13 protein-coding genes and 1 pseudogene are annotated in these 16,169 nt (G+C 65.6%); 11 read left to right on the forward strand and 3 right to left on the reverse strand.

Annotated elements, in window-relative coordinates; translation table 11 throughout:
- Positions 1 to 76: 76 nt before the first annotated feature.
- Positions 77 to 502 (reverse strand): annotated as a pseudogene (locus CAG33_RS29175) (retention module-containing protein); the annotation flags it as partial.
- A 360-nt stretch (positions 503 to 862) separates the two neighbouring features.
- On the opposite strand from CAG33_RS29175, the gene CAG33_RS26510 reads away from it, so the two are divergent.
- The 11 genes from CAG33_RS26510 to CAG33_RS26560 all read left to right on the forward strand — a co-directional run bounded on the left by CAG33_RS26510 (position 863) and on the right by CAG33_RS26560 (position 15,259).
- Positions 863 to 2,215: a TolC family outer membrane protein gene (locus tag CAG33_RS26510; protein WP_085631793.1), complete on the forward strand. Its 1,353-nt coding sequence runs from the start codon at positions 863 to 865 to the stop codon at positions 2,213 to 2,215.
- A gap of 34 nt (positions 2,216 to 2,249) precedes the next feature.
- Positions 2,250 to 4,406 (forward strand): type I secretion system permease/ATPase, encoded by a 2,157-nt coding sequence (locus CAG33_RS26515; RefSeq protein ID WP_085641128.1) that lies wholly within the window; start codon positions 2,250 to 2,252, stop codon positions 4,404 to 4,406.
- The gene (locus CAG33_RS26520; RefSeq protein WP_085582189.1) at positions 4,396 to 5,763 is read left to right on the forward strand and encodes an HlyD family type I secretion periplasmic adaptor subunit; all 1,368 of its coding nucleotides are present in this window, start codon (positions 4,396 to 4,398) and stop codon (positions 5,761 to 5,763) included. Before CAG33_RS26515 ends, CAG33_RS26520 begins: the two co-directional genes overlap by 11 nt.
- A 412-nt stretch (positions 5,764 to 6,175) precedes the next feature.
- Positions 6,176 to 7,063: a TauD/TfdA family dioxygenase gene (locus CAG33_RS26525; protein ID WP_085631795.1), complete on the forward strand. Its 888-nt coding sequence runs from the start codon at positions 6,176 to 6,178 to the stop codon at positions 7,061 to 7,063.
- 18 nt (positions 7,064 to 7,081) lie between these two features.
- Positions 7,082 to 8,107 carry an ABC transporter substrate-binding protein gene (locus CAG33_RS26530; RefSeq protein ID WP_085641130.1) on the forward strand — a complete coding sequence of 342 codons (1,026 nt, stop codon included), beginning with the start codon at positions 7,082 to 7,084 and terminating at the stop codon, positions 8,105 to 8,107.
- Positions 8,108 to 8,112: 5 nt separating this feature from the next.
- Positions 8,113 to 8,973 carry an ABC transporter ATP-binding protein gene (locus tag CAG33_RS26535; RefSeq protein WP_085582183.1) on the forward strand — a complete coding sequence of 287 codons (861 nt, stop codon included), beginning with the start codon at positions 8,113 to 8,115 and terminating at the stop codon, positions 8,971 to 8,973.
- A gap of 20 nt (positions 8,974 to 8,993) precedes the next feature.
- Positions 8,994 to 9,860: an ABC transporter permease gene (locus CAG33_RS26540; protein ID WP_085631799.1), complete on the forward strand. Its 867-nt coding sequence runs from the start codon at positions 8,994 to 8,996 to the stop codon at positions 9,858 to 9,860.
- Between the two features lie 182 nt (positions 9,861 to 10,042).
- Positions 10,043 to 10,960 carry a LysR family transcriptional regulator gene (locus CAG33_RS26545; RefSeq protein ID WP_085631801.1) on the forward strand — a complete coding sequence of 306 codons (918 nt, stop codon included), beginning with the start codon at positions 10,043 to 10,045 and terminating at the stop codon, positions 10,958 to 10,960.
- Positions 10,961 to 11,117: 157 nt separating this feature from the next.
- Positions 11,118 to 12,641 carry an MFS transporter gene (locus tag CAG33_RS26550; protein WP_085631803.1) on the forward strand — a complete coding sequence of 508 codons (1,524 nt, stop codon included), beginning with the start codon at positions 11,118 to 11,120 and terminating at the stop codon, positions 12,639 to 12,641.
- Between the two features lie 18 nt (positions 12,642 to 12,659).
- Positions 12,660 to 13,730 carry an HlyD family secretion protein gene (locus CAG33_RS26555; protein ID WP_085641132.1) on the forward strand — a complete coding sequence of 357 codons (1,071 nt, stop codon included), beginning with the start codon at positions 12,660 to 12,662 and terminating at the stop codon, positions 13,728 to 13,730.
- Positions 13,727 to 15,259: an efflux transporter outer membrane subunit gene (locus CAG33_RS26560; RefSeq protein WP_256575719.1), complete on the forward strand. Its 1,533-nt coding sequence runs from the start codon at positions 13,727 to 13,729 to the stop codon at positions 15,257 to 15,259. The genes CAG33_RS26555 and CAG33_RS26560 overlap by 4 nt, the downstream gene beginning before the upstream one ends.
- 91 nt (positions 15,260 to 15,350) lie before the next feature.
- Here CAG33_RS26560 and CAG33_RS26565 read toward each other — a convergent pair whose 3' ends face one another.
- The gene (locus CAG33_RS26565) at positions 15,351 to 15,656 is read right to left on the reverse strand and encodes an XRE family transcriptional regulator (RefSeq protein WP_085582173.1); all 306 of its coding nucleotides are present in this window, start codon (positions 15,654 to 15,656) and stop codon (positions 15,351 to 15,353) included.
- A complete protein-coding gene (locus CAG33_RS26570) occupies positions 15,649 to 16,014 on the reverse strand; it encodes a type II toxin-antitoxin system RelE/ParE family toxin (protein ID WP_085582171.1) in 366 nt (121 codons plus the stop codon). The genes CAG33_RS26565 and CAG33_RS26570 overlap by 8 nt, the downstream gene beginning before the upstream one ends.
- Positions 16,015 to 16,169: the final 155 nt, after the last annotated feature.

Below are 16,169 nucleotides of genomic sequence, written 5' to 3' on the forward strand. Positions count from 1 at the left end.
TGGTGGTGGTGTCGGTGGTTTGCCCGCCGGTGGTGTTCTGGGCGGCCTGGCCGGCGCCGCCGATGCCGGCGGTCGGGAAGCCGATGGTCGGATCGACGCGACCTGCGGTCGCATCGAGCATCACGAAGCTGTGGCCGCCGCCGGCCGCGCCGCCCGAGCCTGCGGCGCTCGGGCCTGCGGCGGTGGCTTCAAGGGCGGTGGTCGGGTCGGCGCCGGCGGCGATGGCCTGCTGCAGCTCTTCAACGGAAGGCGCCGCTTGCGCGGTGGCCTCGGCCAGGTCGGTGCTGGAGTCCGGAGCGTTGGCGCTCCACTGCGTGTCGCGGCCCAGGTCGAGAGTGCGGCCGTCGGCCAGCTCCAGGGACACCGCGCCGGCGACGCCGGTGTCGACCTGATCGCCGGCGAACAGCCGGTCGCCTTCAACGAGCACGCGGCGCACGCCTTCCGGCGACACCACGAATACCTGACCGACAATGCTTTTGACGATGGCAACAACACTGCTCATTGAAGACTCTCCGGGTGTCACGTTCAGTTGACTTCCATAGACCTGATGGTTCTTAGCCGATTCAGTCTGGACGTACTTTCAAATAAATGTGGTGAAACATGTTTGACGCTGATCTATGTCAATATTTTGGCTAGATTCTTTCGCTATTAACTTTATGCCAAACTATTGACCTTCTGGGAGCCATCCTAAACAATCGCCCCGGTAATGTCACATTGATATTTATGCGGCGACCCGTCCGTCAGCGTGTGACCCAGTTCCGGTTTTCAACTTTCCGACATACGGTCATCACGGTTGCCATCTTCCGACGCAGCACCCCCTTTTGCTGTGATTCAAGACAAGAAGTCCTGGGAAACACTCACCATGCGTTCGCACCTGTTCAAGGCTTTACCCTTCGCCCTCGCCGCCTCTTTCGCACAAGCGCAAACCCTGCCGCAAGCCATGCAGCAGGCGCTGGATGTCCATCCGGAGATCCAGGCAGGGGTCAATAGTCGATTGGCTGCGGATTATCAATTAAAGGCGGCAAAAGGTGGATACCTGCCCAAGGTCGATCTGCTCGGCGGTTACGGCCGCGAAGGCACCGACAGCGTCACCACCCGCGCCAACGGCGGCGGCAACCACTGGGAGACCCTTAACCGCAGCGAGTCAAGTTTGCGTCTGTCGCAAATGGTCTTCGACGGTTTTGCGACGTCCAGCGAAGTCGGGCGTCAACAAGCCACCGTCAACTCCCGCGCCTATGCCTTGCTCGGCACTTCCGAGCGCACCGCGCTGACCGTGGCCCAGGTGTACCTGGACGTGCTGACCCGCCGCGAGTTCGTGCGCCTGGCCGAGGAAAACCTCAAGAGCCACCAGCGCATCTACGACCAGATCCAACTGCGCACCCAGCGCGGCGTCGGCAGCGGCGCCGACCTCGACCAGGCCGAGGCGCGGATGGCCCAGGCGCGCAACAACCTGATCACCGAGCAGACCAACCTCGCCGACGCCGAGACCAACTACCTCAGCGCCGTCGGCCAGATGCCCGACCAGTTGGAGCGCCCGGCGCCGTTCATGGCGATGCTGCCGGCCAACCTGAACGAAGCCCGCGCGCAGATGCTGGAGAACAGCCCGATCCTGCGGTCGGCCGAGTCCGACATCGCCGCGGCCGAGAAGCAGTACGAAACCGCCAAGTCGACCTTCTACCCGCGCTTCGACGCCGAGCTGGGCCGCACCGCCGACAACGACCTCGACGGCCAGAACGGCCACAACAACGAATGGCAGGCCATGCTGCGCATGCGCTTCAACCTCTATTCGGGCGGCAGCAACAAGGCCGACCTGGAATCCAAGGCCTACCTGTCGAACCAGGCGCTGGACATCCGCAACAACGCCCTGCGCCAACTGAACGAAGAACTGGGCCTGGCCTGGAACGCCCTGAACAACGCCAACGCCCAAGTGCCGATCGCCCAGCAGTACGTCGATCACAGCACCGCCGTGCGCACCGCCTACCAGCGCCAGTTCAGCCTCGGCGAGCGGACCCTGCTGGATCTGCTCGACAGCGAGAACGAATTGTTCACCGCTTCGCGCCGTCTGGCCGAGATCAAGAACATTCAGTTATTTACTCAATACCGAATCAAGGCGACCATGGGCGAGTTGCTCAAGAGCCAGGGAGTGGTCGCACCGATGGCGTCCGTCGTGCAGAACGACGTGAAGCCCAAGGTCCAACTGCCCGGGATGAATTGAGTTGTCCCCTTTCAATCGTTAAAGAGTGTCGAGCGTGGAATCAGAAGTCAGTCGAGTTCAACTCAGCCATGATCCACGCGCGATGCACGACGACCCGCTGCTGGACGGTCTGCTCGCCCTGTGCATGCTGCACCAGAAGCCCGCCAGCGCGGCGATGCTCACCACCGGCCTGCCGCTGCCCAAGCAGCGCCTGAGCGTCGAGCTGCTGCCCCGTGCGGCGGCCCGCACCGGCCTGCAGGGGCGGGTGCTGCAACGCAAGCTGGAAGAGATCCCGGCCATCGCCATGCCGGCGCTGCTGCTGCTCAAGGACGGCCGCAGCGCCGTCCTGCTCGGCTGGCAGGACGACGGCCAGGCCCGGGTGCTGCTCAGCGAAAGCGACGGCGGCGAATCCCTGGTGGGCCGCGACCTGCTGGCCGACGACTACACCGGCAAGGTCTTCTTCGCCCAGCCCCAGCACAAGTTCGACGTCAACCACGGCACGCTGATCCCCCGGGCGCGCTCGTGGTTCCGCGACACCCTCAAGCGCTCGCGCTGGCTGTACGCCGACGCCATCGCCGCCAGCCTGCTGATCAACATCATCGCGATGGCCGCGCCGCTGTTCGTGATGAACGTCTACGACCGCGTGGTGCCGAACCAGGCCGAGGCGACCCTGTGGGTGCTCGCGCTGGGCATCACGGGGGCCTACCTCTTCGACCTGATCCTCAAGAGCCTGCGCAGCCTGTGCCTGGATCTGGCCGGCAAGAAAACCGACCTGATCATCTCCGCCACGCTGTTCGAGCGGATCGTTGGCATGGCCATGAAGTACCGGCCGGCGCGGGTCGGCAGCTTCGCCCAGAACATCCATGAGTTCCAGAGCCTGCGCGACTTCCTCGCCTCGCTGACCCTGACCAGCGTGATCGACCTGCCGTTCACGATCCTGATCTTCATCGTGATCGCCATCCTGGGCGGGCACCTGGTGTGGATTCCGGTGCTGGCTTTCCCGATCGCCCTGGCCATCGGCTACGCCCTGCAGAAACCGCTGGTGGCGACCATGGAGCGCACCATGGCGCTGGGCGCCGAGCGCCAGTCGAGCCTGATCGAGACCCTCGCCGGCCTCGACGCGGTGAAGGTCAACAACGCCGAGAGCGAGCGCCAGTACCAGTGGGAGCAGACCATCGGCACCCTCAGCCGCCTCGAGCTGCGGGTGAAGATGCTGTCCGGCCTGGCGATGAACATCACCCTGCTGATCCAGCAGTTGGCGGGCGTGGTCATGATCGTCTTCGGCGTGTACCAGATCATCGCCGGCAACCTGAGCATGGGCGGCCTCATCGCCTGCTACATGCTCAGCGGCCGGGCGCTCAGCCCGCTGGCGTCGCTGTCGGGCCTGCTGACCCGCTACCAGCAGGCGCGGGTGACCATGACCTCGGTCGACCAGATGATGGAGCTGCCCCAGGAGCGCAATTTCGAAGAGCGCCCGCTGAGCCGCAAGGTGCTGCAGGGCGCCATCGAGTGCCGCCAGCTCAACTTCACCTACCCGGAGCAGCAGAACCCGGCGCTCAAGGGCATCAACCTGGTGGTCCGTCCCGGCGAGAAGATCGGCATCATCGGCCGCAGCGGTTCGGGCAAGAGCTCGCTGGCCAAGCTGCTGGTGGGCCTGTACCAGCCGGACGACGGCGCCCTGCTGGTGGACGGCGTGGACATCCGCCAGATCGACGTCAGCGAGCTGCGCTACAACATCGGCTATGTGCCCCAGGACATCCAGCTGCTGGCCGGCACTCTGCGCGACAACCTGATTTCCGGCGCCCGCTACGTCGAGGACGAGCTGGTGCTGCAGGCGGCCGAGCTGGCCGGCGTCCATGAGTTCGCCAGATTGCACCCCAAAGGCTACGAACTGCAGGTCGGCGAGCGCGGGCAGAACCTGTCCGGCGGCCAGCGCCAGAACGTGGCCCTGGCCCGTGCGCTGCTGCTCGACCCGCCCATCCTGCTGCTCGACGAGCCCACCAGCGCCATGGACAACACCGGCGAGGAGCGCCTCAAGCAACGTCTGGCGGCGGTGATCGAAAACAAGACCGTGGTGCTGGTGACGCACCGGGCGTCGCTGCTGTCGCTGGTGGATCGCCTGCTGGTGGTCGACCGTGGCCAGATTCTCGCCGACGGCCCGAAGGCCGCGGTGATGGAAGCGTTGAAGAAGGGGCAGATCAGTGTTGCTTAAGTCGGGTGTCAAGGAATCGATCCGCCGCTACTTCAAAGGCTCCGCGTCGTTGCAGGGCCAGCCGCTGCCGGAGGTCAACAAAGCGCTCATCGAGGACGCGCCGAGGGTGGTGCGCCTGACGATCTGGGCGATCATCGGCTTCTTCCTGTTCCTGCTGCTGTGGGCCAACTTCGCGGTCATCGACGAAGTGACCAAGGGCGACGGTAAGGCGATTCCGTCGTCGAAGATCCAGAAGATCCAGAACCTCGAGGGCGGGATCGTCTCCGAGCTGTTCGTCAAGGAAGGCCAGATCGTCGAGGCCGGCGCGCCGCTGATCCGCCTGGACGACACGCGGTTCGCCTCCAACGTCGGCGAGACCGAGGCCGACCGGCTGTCGATGCTGCTGCGGGTCGAGCGCCTGAGCGCGGAGGTCGAGGACCGTCCGCTGAACTTCCCCGAGGACGTGCTCAAGGCCGTGCCGGGCCAGGCGAAAAGCGAAGAGTCGCTGTACCTGAGCCGCCGTCAGCAGTTGCATGACGAGATCGGCGGGTTGCAGGAACAGCTGATCCAGCGCCAGCAAGAGCTGCGCGAGTTCACCTCCAAGCAGGCGCAGTACCGTCAGCAGCTGGGCCTGCAACGCCAGGAAATCAACATGTCCGAGCCGCTGGTGGCCCAGGGCGCGGTGTCGCCGGTCGAAGTGCTGCGGCTCAAGCGCGCCGAAGTGGAGACCCGCGGCCAGCTCGACGCCACCACGCTGGCGATTCCGCGGGCCGAATCGGCGATCAAGGAAGTGCAGCGCAAGATCGACGAGACCCGCGGCAAGTTCCGCAGCGAGGCGCTGACCCAGCTCAACGAGGCGCGCACCGACCTGAACAAGGCCCAGGCTACCGGCAAGGCGCTGGAGGACCGGGTCAGCCGCACGCTGGTCACTTCGCCGGTGCGGGGCATCGTCAACAAGATGCTGGTCAACACCATCGGCGGCGTGATCCAGCCGGGCAGCGACCTGGTGGAGATCGTGCCGCTGGACGACACCCTGCTGGTGGAAGCCAAGATCCGTCCGCAGGACATCGCCTTCCTGCATCCGGGGCAGGATGCGACCGTGAAGTTCACCGCCTACGACTACACCATCTACGGCGGCCTGAAGGCCAAGCTGGAGCAGATCGGCGCGGACACCATCACCGACGAAGACAAGAAAACCACCTACTACGTGATCAAGCTGCGCACCGAGCGCAGCCACCTCGGCACCGACGAGAAGCCGCTGCTGATCATTCCGGGGATGGTGGCGTCGGTGGACATCATCACCGGCAAGAAGACCGTGCTGAGCTACCTGCTCAAGCCGATCATCCGCGCGCGGGCCGAGGCCTTGCACGAGCGGTAGGCCATTGCCACAGGGGCAGCGCCCGACGCCGATCCCCTGTGGAAGCGAGCCTGCCCGCGAAGGCGTCCGTCCGGCCGACGCAGCGCTGCGCCACAATCCTTATCGCCAGCAGGCTGGCTCCCACATTGGCGTGGTGTCCGGCCACATCCCTTGTAGGAGCGAGCCTGCTCGCGAAAGCGTCTGTCCAGGCACCGCATTCGGTGGGTCTGTGACAAGAACCGCCGCTGTCCCCAATCGCCATATCGTTATTCATTAACGGTATTTAAATTTCAATTTTTATACCTATAAAGTCAAACCCCTGCGTACCTGCCGACCAATCGGCGCGCCGCACGACACGAACGAACACGCAATCCAGCGTGAGTTTCTTGATCGACGCGCGCGCCCTTGAGCGTGCCGTATGTGGGAGTGATTTATGTCCGCCGCCACCGCCTCACCCGGCATCGCGCCGCAACCCTTTGAAGTCCGCCCGTTCGCAGGCGCCGTCGGCGCCGAAATCATCGGCCTGGACCTGGCCCGTCCGGTCAGCGATCAAGACTTCGCCCGCATTCACCGCGCCCACCTCGATCACCACGTGGTGGTGTTCCGCGAGCAGCGCATCACCCCGCAGCAACAGATCGACTTCAGCCGCCGCTTCGGCGTGCTGCAGATCCATGTGCTCAAGCAGTTCCTGTTGGCCGGTCACCCGGAAATCCTCATCGTCTCCAACATCGTCGAGAACGGCCAGAACGTCGGCCTGGGCGATGCCGGCAAGTTCTGGCACTCCGACCTCTCCTACAAAGAACTGCCGAGCCTGGGTTCGATGCTGCACGCCCAGGAACTGCCGTCCGAAGGCGGCGACACCTTGTTCGCCGACATGCACAAAGCCTGGGACAGCCTGCCGCAAGCGCTGCGCAACGCGGTTGAGGGCCGTTCGGCGGCGCATTCCTACACCGCCCGCTACAGCGAGACCAAATTCGAAGGCAACTGGCGCCCGACCCTGACCCCGGAGCAACTGGCCCAGGTCGCGGAAGTGGTGCACCCGGTGGTGCGCACTCACCCGGAAAACGGCCGCAAGGCGTTGTTCGTCAGCGAAGGCTTCACCACCCGCATCGTCGGCCTGCCGGAGGATGAGAGCCGACAGCTGCTGGCCGAGCTCTACGCCCACAGCGTCCTGGCGCAGAACATCTACCGCCACCGCTGGCAGCCCCACGACCTGGTGTTCTGGGACAACCGCTCGCTGATCCACCTGGCCGCCGGCTGCCCCGCGCACCTGCGCCGCAAGCTCTACCGCACCACCATCCAGGGCGACGCGCCTTTCTGAATTGCCGGAGAACCGATCATGTCCAAACGTCTTCCATTCGCGCCGCTGGCCGCCGCCATCGGCTTGGGTTTCAGCCTGATCGCCGGCAGCCTGGCGGCGCCGTCCGTGGCCCATGCCGAAGGTGAGATCCGCATCGCCGAACAGTTCGGCATCGTCTACCTGTTGCTCAACGTCGTGCGCGATCAGGGCTTGATCGAGAAGTACGGCAAGCAGGAGGGGATCGACATCAAGGTCGACTGGACACAGCTGTCCGGCGGCGCGGCGGTCAACGACGCGTTGCTGTCCGGCTCCATCGACATAGCCGGCGCCGGCGTCGGCCCGCTGCTGACCATCTGGGACCGCACCCACGGCAAGCAGAACGTCAAGGCCGTGGCTTCGTTGGGCAACTTCCCGTATTACCTCGTGAGCAACAATCCCAAGGTCAAGACCATCGCCGACTTCACCGAAAAGGACCGCATCGCGGTGCCGGCGGTCGGGGTCTCGGTGCAGTCGCGGTTCTTGCAGTACGCAGCGGCCAAGCAGTGGGGCGACAAGGAATTCAACCGCCTCGACAAGTACACCATCGCCGTTCCGCACCCGGACGCCACCGCTGCGCTGATCGCCGGCGGCACCGAGCTGACCGGGCATTTCTCCAATCCGCCGTTCCAGGATCAGGCCCTGGAGAACCCCAACGTCCACGTCGTGCTCAATTCCTATGACGTGCTCGGCCCGAACTCGCCGACCGTGCTGTTCGCCACCGAGAAATTCCGCAACGACAACCCGAAGACCTACAAGGCCTTCGTCGAAGCCTTGACCGAAGCGGCGCAGTTCGCCCAGAACGACAAGGGCGCGGCGGCGGATACTTACCTGCGCGTGACCAAGGCCAAGATCGACCGCGCCGCGCTGCTGAAGATCATCGACAACCCGCAGTTCGAGTTCAGCGTCACGCCGAAGAATACCTACCCGTTGGCCGAATTCCTCTACCGTGTCGGCGCGATCAAGAACAAGCCGGACTCGTGGAAGGATTACTTCTTCCAGGACGCCAAGCCACTGCAGGGGAGCTGACCGCCATGAACGCCCCTTTGCAAGGCCACACGGCCAGCAACCGCGCCGCCGGCACTGAAGCGCTGCTGGCGGTCGATCAGGTCAGCCTCGAATACCGCACGCCGCAACGGGTGGTGCGGGCCACCCACCAGGTCAGTTTCGAGGTCGATCCGGCGGATCGCTTTGTCCTGCTCGGCCCCTCCGGCTGCGGCAAGTCCACGCTGCTCAAGGCGGTGGCCGGGTTCATTGCGCCGCGCGAAGGCGAGATCCGCCTGCAAGGCCGGCGCGTGGAGGCGCCGGGGCCGGACCGGATCGTGGTGTTCCAGGAATTCGATCAGCTGCCGCCGTGGAAAACCGTGAAGCAGAACGTAATGTTCCCGCTGCTGGCCTCACGCACGCTGAAGAAAAGGGAAGCGCAAGAGCGCGCCCTGCATTACCTGGAGAAGGTCGGCCTGGCGGCGTTCGCCGATGCCTATCCGCACACCCTGTCCGGCGGCATGAAGGCGCGGGTGGCGATTGCCCGGGCGCTGGCGATGCAGCCGAAGATCCTGCTGATGGACGAGCCCTTCGCCGCGCTGGATGCGCTGACCCGGCGCAAGATGCAGGAAGAGCTGTTGCGGCTCTGGGAAGAGGTGCGCTTCACGCTGCTGTTCGTCACCCACTCCATCGAGGAGGCGCTGGTGGTCGGCAACCGCATCCTGCTGCTGTCGCCGCATCCGGGCAGGGTGCGGGCCGAGGTGCACAGCCATCAGTACGATCTGCACAGTCTGGGCGGCATCGCGTTCCAGGAGTCGGCGCGGCGCATCCACCGTCTGCTGTTCGACGAAGGCCAGTCGCCGGAGACCGCGCAGGTCTTGGACTTCACCGACATCCGCATCGCCTATTGAGCGGCCAGGAGCATTGCCCGATGAACCCTTCATCTTCTTCGCGTCATGAGTTCGAAACGGTGCTGGAGCCGCTGACCCGTGTGCCGGTCGAGCGCGAACTGGCGCTCGGCCAGCGGTTGTGGCAGCAGGGTTGGCTGCGCAAGAGCATCATCCTGCTGGTGCTGGCGGTGCTTTGGGAGGCAGTCGCCCGGGTGCAGAACAACGATCTGCTGCTGCCGAGTTTCCTGCAGACCGCCCACGCCCTGTACGACGGCCTGCTCAGCGGCGAGCTGCCGGGCAAGGTGTGGATCTCCCTGCTGGTGTTGCTCAAGGGTTACCTGATCGGCATCGTGCTGGCGTTCGCCCTGACCACCCTGGCGGTCTCGACCCAACTGGGGCGCGACCTGTTGAGCACGCTGACCTCGATGTTCAACCCGCTGCCGGCCATCGCTCTGCTGCCGCTGGCGTTGCTGTGGTTCGGCCTGGGCCAGAACAGCCTGATCTTCGTGCTGGTGCATTCGGTGCTGTGGGCGCTGGCGCTGAACACCTATGCCGGTTTCCTTGGCGTGTCGGAAACCCTGCGCATGGCCGGGCGCAACTACGGTCTGAAGGGCATGCGTTTTGTGCTGTCCATCCTGATTCCGGCGGCGCTGCCGTCGATCCTCGCCGGCCTGAAGATCGGCTGGGCGTTCGCCTGGCGCACCTTGATCGCCGCTGAGCTGGTGTTCGGCGCCACCAGCGGCAAGGGCGGCCTGGGCTGGTACATCTTCCAGAACCGCAACGAGCTGTACACCGACAAGGTGTTCGCCGGGCTTGCGGTGGTGATCCTGATCGGGTTGCTGGTGGAGAACCTGGTGTTCGATACGCTGGAGCGGGTGACCGTGAAGAAGTGGGGAATGCAACGCTAGGTGCCGGGTGCCCGGACTGGCCTCATCGCCAGCAGGCTGGCTTCCACAGGGTTCTGCTCCGATGCAAATCCATTGTGGGAGCCAGCCTGCCGGCGATGGCGTCTGTGCAACCGCCGCCGATCCTGAAGCATGTCTGCTAGCATTGCGTCGGAATCAATCCTGATCGGTCATGAGTGCTTGCGATGCAACTCCCGGACATGAACCTGCTGGTCGCCCTCGACGCCCTGCTCAACGAAGGCAGCGTGGTCGGCGCGGCGCGGCGGATGAACCTCAGCCCGGCGGCCATGAGCCGCACCCTCACGCGGATCCGCGAGGCCATCGGCGACCCGGTGCTGGTGCGTGCCGGCCGGGGCCTGGTGCCCACGCCCAAGGCGCTGGAGCTGCGCGAACAGGTGCGCGATGTGGTCGAGCGGGCCGCGCTGCTGTTCCGCTCGGCGGACACCGTGGAGCTGGGCACCTTGCGCCGGCGCTTCAGCATCCGCGCCAACGATTTTTTTGTCGGCGTCTATGGCGGCAAGCTGTTCGATACCCTCGACCGTCAGGCGCCGCACTGCGAGTTGCGCTTCGTCCCCGAGGGCGACGGCGACGATGAGGCGCTGCGCGAAGGGCGGATCGACCTGAGCGTGAGCAACACCCGCCCGGTGATGCCGGAGGTGAAGGTGCAGAACCTGTTCTCCACCCACTTCGTCGGCCTGGTGCGCGAAGACCATCCGTTGTTCGACGCCGAGATCACCGCCGAGCGCTACGCCGCGTTCTCCCACATCAGCATGTCCCGCCGGGGCATCGCCCGCGGCCCCATCGACACGGCGCTCAACGCCTTGGGGCTGGAGCGGCGGGTGGCGGTGATCGCCCCGAGCTTTCACGCCGCGATGTTCGCCTTGCCGGACTCCGACCTGATCCTGCCGGTGCCCCGGGAAGCCTTGCTGAGCGTGCGGCGGCTGGGGCTGAAGCTGCGTCCCTTTGACTTGCCGATCCCGTTGCCGACCCTGATGCTGACCCAGGCCTGGCACCCGCGCTTCGACAAGGATCCGGCCCACCGCTGGCTGCGCGAGACCCTCAAGGCGTGCTGCGACGAGACCTGGCGTGCCGCGCGGCCCTGAGAGCACCTGATCCGTAGGGGCGCCATCGCCAGCAGGCTGGCGCCCACAGCGAAAACGGTTGCGTCAGATGCACTTATAAGCTGCCGATAAGTCAATTTTCGTCAACATTAAGCCCCACTACCATGCTCCGGTATTCAATCAACCGGAGTGTGCGTTCATGACATCCCTGACGGTGCCGGCCCCTGGGGCCGCGACCGCTGCGGCGCCGGTGTTCGGAGCGCGGATCATCATCGGCCTGGTCGGTGTGCTGCTGGCGGTGCTGGTGTCGGGCCTCAACGAAATGGTGACCAAGGTCGCCCTGGCCGACATCCGCGGCGCCCTGGGCATCGGCTACGACGAAGGCACCTGGCTCGTCGCCAGCTACACCGCGACCTCGGTGGCGGCGATGGCGTTCGCGCCGTGGTGCTCGGTGACGTTTTCGCTGCGGCGTTTCACCCTGTGCGCCATCGCTGTGTTCACCCTGCTCGGTGTGCTTTGCCCGTTCGCCCCCAACTACGAAAGCCTGCTGCTGATGCGCACCCTGCAAGGGCTGGCCGGCGGCGCGTTGCCGCCGATGCTCATGACCGTGGCGCTGCGTTTCTTGCCGCCCGGCGTCAAGCTCTACGGCCTGGCCGGCTACGCGTTGACCGCCACGTTCGGCCCGGGCCTGGGCACGCCGCTGGCCGGGCTGTGGACCGAGCACGTCGGCTGGCAGTGGACGTTCTGGCAGATCATCGTGCCGTGCCTGATCGCCATGGCCGCCGTGGCCTACGGCTTGCCGCAGGATCCGCTGCGCCTGGAGCGCCTGAAGGCGTTCAACTGGAGGGGCCTGCTGCTGGGGTTTCCGGCGATCTGCATGCTGGTGATCGGGCTGCTGCAAGGCAATCGCCTGGACTGGTTCGAGTCGGATCTGATCTGCGGCCTGCTCGGCGCCGGTGCGCTGCTGCTGGTGGCGTTCCTGGTCAACGAGTGGTCGCAGCCGATCCCGTTCTTCAAATTGCAGATGCTGGGCATCCGCAACCTGTCGTTCGCCCTGCTGACCTTGGCCGGGGTGCTGGTGATCCTGCTGGCGGTGATCCTGATCCCTTCCAGCTACCTGGCCCAGGTGCAGGGTTACCGCCCGGTGCAGACCGCGCCGATCATGCTGCTGGCGGCGTTGCCGCAACTGATCGCGCTGCCGCTGGTGGCGGCGCTGTGCAACCTGCGCTGGGTCGATTGCCGCTGGGTGCTGGGGCTTGGCCTGAGCATGCTGGCGCTGTCGTGCCTGGGCGGCTCGCAGCTGACGTCGGCGTGGATCCGTGACGATTTCTACGTCCTGCAATGGCTGCAGATCTTCGGGCAGCCGATGGCGGTGCTGCCGCTGCTGATGCTCTCCACCGGCAGCATCACGCCGCTGGACGGACCGTTCGCCTCGGCCTGGTTCAACACCGTGAAAGGCCTGGCGGCGGTGATCGCCACCGGGGTGATCGAGGCGCTGACCACCGCGCGGCTGCATTTCCACTCGACGATGCTGGTGGACCGCCTCGGCAACTCGCCCCTGGCCGAACCCGACGGCGCCGGCCTCGCCCACCGCCTGCACGAGCAGGCGGTGGTGCTGACCTCCTCGGATCTTTACCTGTGCATGGCCGGCGTCGCGGTGGCGCTGATCCTGCTGATTTTCTGGCTGCCGACGCGGATCTTTCCGCCCCGTGCGCCGACCTGACTGGAACTGAAGGTTTTTATGACGACTCAAGCAAAGCAAAAACTCGCGGTCGCCGTGGCGACCGCATTGGCCGTCGGCGTGCTGCTGCACTTGGCGGTGCCGGGCCTGTTCGGCAAACGCACCCAGCAGAACACCAACGACGCCTACGTGTCCGCCGACTACACCCTGGTGGTGCCGCGGGTGGCGGGGTTCATCAAGCAAGTGCTGGTGGAGGACAACCAGCAGGTCAAGGCCGGGCAATTGCTGGCGCTGATCGACGACCGCGACCTGCGCGCCGCCGCCGAAGCCGCCGATGCGCAGACCCAGGTCGCCCGTGCGCAACTGCAGAACGCCAAGGCCACCCTGGAGCGCCAGGCGTCGGTCATCGCCCAGGCCCAGGCCTCGGTGGTGGCGGCCAAGGCGGAAATGGCCTTCGCCCAACAAGAATTGAACCGCTACAGCCACCTGGCCGGCGTCGGGGCCGGCACCGTGCAGAACGCGCAGCAGGCGCGCACCCGCATCGATCAGGCCACGGCGCGGCTGGACACCGCCACGGCGGTGCTGGCGGCGGAACGCAAGCAGGTGGAGATCCTCACCGCCCAGCGCGATGCCGCCGACGGTGGCCTGAAACGCGCGCAGGCCGCGCTGGAGATCGCCAGCTTCGACCTCTCGTACACCCGCATCACCGCGCCGCAGGACGGCATGATCGGCGAGCGCGCCGTACGGGTCGGCGCCTACGTGACGCCGGGCAGCAAGCTGCTGGCGGTGGTGCCGCTGCAGCAGGCCTACGTGGTGGCCAACTTCCAGGAAACCCAGTTGACCGACGTGCAACCGGGGCAGGACGTGCAGGTGCGGGTCGACAGCCTGGGCGGCGAAGCCCTGAACGGGCGCGTGGAAAGCATCGCCCCGGCCACCGGCGTGACGTTCGCGGCGGTGAAGCCGGACAACGCCACCGGCAACTTCACCAAGGTGGTGCAGCGGATTCCGGTGAAGATCCTGCTGGAGCCGGGTCAGCCGTTGGCCGAGCGGCTGCGGGTGGGCATGTCGGTCGAGGCGAGCATCGACACCGACAGTTCGGTGACGGCGGTGCGTGAGGTGACCCAGCGATGATCACTGTCGACCCGGCCGGCGCCTGCGCGAACGGCCTCGCACACATCGCCCTGCGGGAGCGGGCCTCCTCGCGGATTGGCCAGTGGCCGCTACGCCTTTCGAGCGTTCTGCTCGTCGTCAGTCTCAGCGCCTGCACCGTCGGCCCGGACTTTCGCAAACCGGAGGGCGTGCAGATCGGCGAATGGGCCCAGCCCGCCCGGACCGCCCCGAGCCAAGCGGTAGCCGAGCCCCTGAGCGAACGCTGGTGGGAGGTCTTCCACGATCCGCAACTCTCGGCCCTCACCCAGCGTGCGATGAACAGCAACCTCGACCTGCAGCGCGCCGCCAGCCGTCTGCAACAGAGCCGCGCGGTCCGTCAGGCGATCACCGCCGACCGCTATCCGACCACCGCCGTCACCGGCAGCTATGGGCGCAAGCGCAACAGCGGCGAGGGCCTCAACGACCCGTCGGGGCGCAATGGCGACTCGGCCTTCAACCTGTGGGACGCCGGGTTCTCCGCCTCGTGGGAGCTCGACTTCTGGGGCCGCGTGCGCCGGGAGACCGAAGCCGCCGACGCCAATCTGGAGGTGGCGGAAAACGACCGCCGCGGCGTACTGCTGGCAGTGCTGGCCGACACCGCGCAGAACTACATCCAGCTGCGCGGCGTGCAGAACACCCGCGCCGTCACCGAACAGAACCTGGAGGTCGCCCGGCACAGCTTGAAACTGTCGCAGCTGCGCCTGAACGATGGGGTGGCCACCGACCTGGACGTCGCCGAAGCCGCTGCGCAGGTGGCCGCCATCGAGTCGCGGCTGCCGGCGCTGGAGCAGCGTCAGGCGCAGCTGATCAACGCCATCAGTCTGCTGATGGGTGAACCTCCCCAGGCCCTGTCCAAAGCGTTGTCCGCCGATGCGCCGGTGCCGCAGTCGCCGCCCCAGGTCGCCATCGGCCTGCCGTCGCAACTGGCCGAACGCCGCCCGGACATTCGTCAGGCCGAAGCCCGGCTGCATGCGGCCACCGCCAACATCGGCGTGGCCGAAGGGGATTTCTATCCGCGCATCACGCTGTCCGGCAACCTGGGCTCCCAGGCCATGCAACTGAGCGACTTCGGCTCCTGGGGCTCACGGGCCTTCGCCATCGGTCCGCAACTGAGCCTGCCGTTGTTCGACGGCGGCCGCCTGCGCGGCGTGCTGCAGCTGCGCGAAGCCCAACAGCAGGAGGCGGCGATCGCCTATCAGCAGACCGTGCTGCGCGCCTGGCATGAGATCGACGACCAACTGACGGCCTACAACGCCAGCCAGCGCCGCCGCGACAGCCTGGCCGAAGCCGTGCGCCAGAACCGCATCGCCCTGCGCACCGCGCAACAGCAGTACGTCGAAGGCGTGGTCGATTTCGTCAACGTCCTCACCGTGCAGAGCGCGTTGCTGACGACGCAGGAGCAATGGGTGGAAAGCTCCGCCGGCGTGTCGCTGGCGATGGTCGGGCTGTACCGGGCGTTGGGCGGGGGGTGGGAGTCGGTGTATCCGGAGGGGGAGGCGGTGCAGCGCTGAGGCTCATGTGATCGGGCAGGAATTGCCTCACCCGAACGGGCAGCGGATGCGGAACCCGAAAGCCTCGCAGGTTCAATTGAGCCTGGAGGCCTCAACCTGCGAAGTTTTCGATTTTGATCTGCCCGTCGGGAAATGTGGCGATGATTTCGAGCTCGCCGCCCATTGCGCGGATGTAGTTGCGCAAGGTGCTGATGTACATGTCGGTCCGGCGTTCCATTTTCGAGATCGCCGCCTGATTGACGTGCAGTGTTTCGGCGAGCGTCGCCTGGCTCAAGGCTTTGGCCTGCCGCAACTCGTTGAGAGGCATTTCCTTGATGTGTTGTTCGTAGATCGATTCGGCGCGTGCCCGGGCTTCGGGTGTCATGCGCGCTTCGAGTTCGGCAAATTTCTTAGCCATCGTGATAACCCTCTTTGCGCAATGTATCGAGATGCTCGTCGTACAGTCGATCGGCGAGCGGGACATTGACCTCATACCAGCGATCCTGACCGGTTTTGTCTCCGCCGATCAACAGCAATGCGCAGCGCCTCGGATCAAATGCATACAGGATGCGGTAGGGCCGTCCGCCATGTTGGATCCGCAATTCGCGCAGATGGCCATGTCGTGATCCATTGATGGCGCTGCTGTGCGGGAAGCGCAGGCCCGGCCCGAACTGGCCCAGCAGTTTGACGCTTGCGGCCACAGAGCTCTGCTCGCTTTCCGTGAGGTCGTCCCACCAGTTGCCGAACTCGTCGGTGTATTCGATTTCCCAATTCATGGGAAGCAAATATAAGCGCCATGGAATATTCCATAAAGGTTATATTTTCGATGGCTCGACCATAGTCTGTTTCATGGGATTACGCCAGTCTTCGTCGCAATGGTGGCCTTTCGCTTGACGCTAAACCCCGCTGTCGTAGACTCCGCACATCCGAC

It is taken from the genome of Pseudomonas sp. B3(2017) (assembly GCF_002113595.1).
Taxonomy (GTDB): domain Bacteria; phylum Pseudomonadota; class Gammaproteobacteria; order Pseudomonadales; family Pseudomonadaceae; genus Aquipseudomonas; species Aquipseudomonas ekonensis.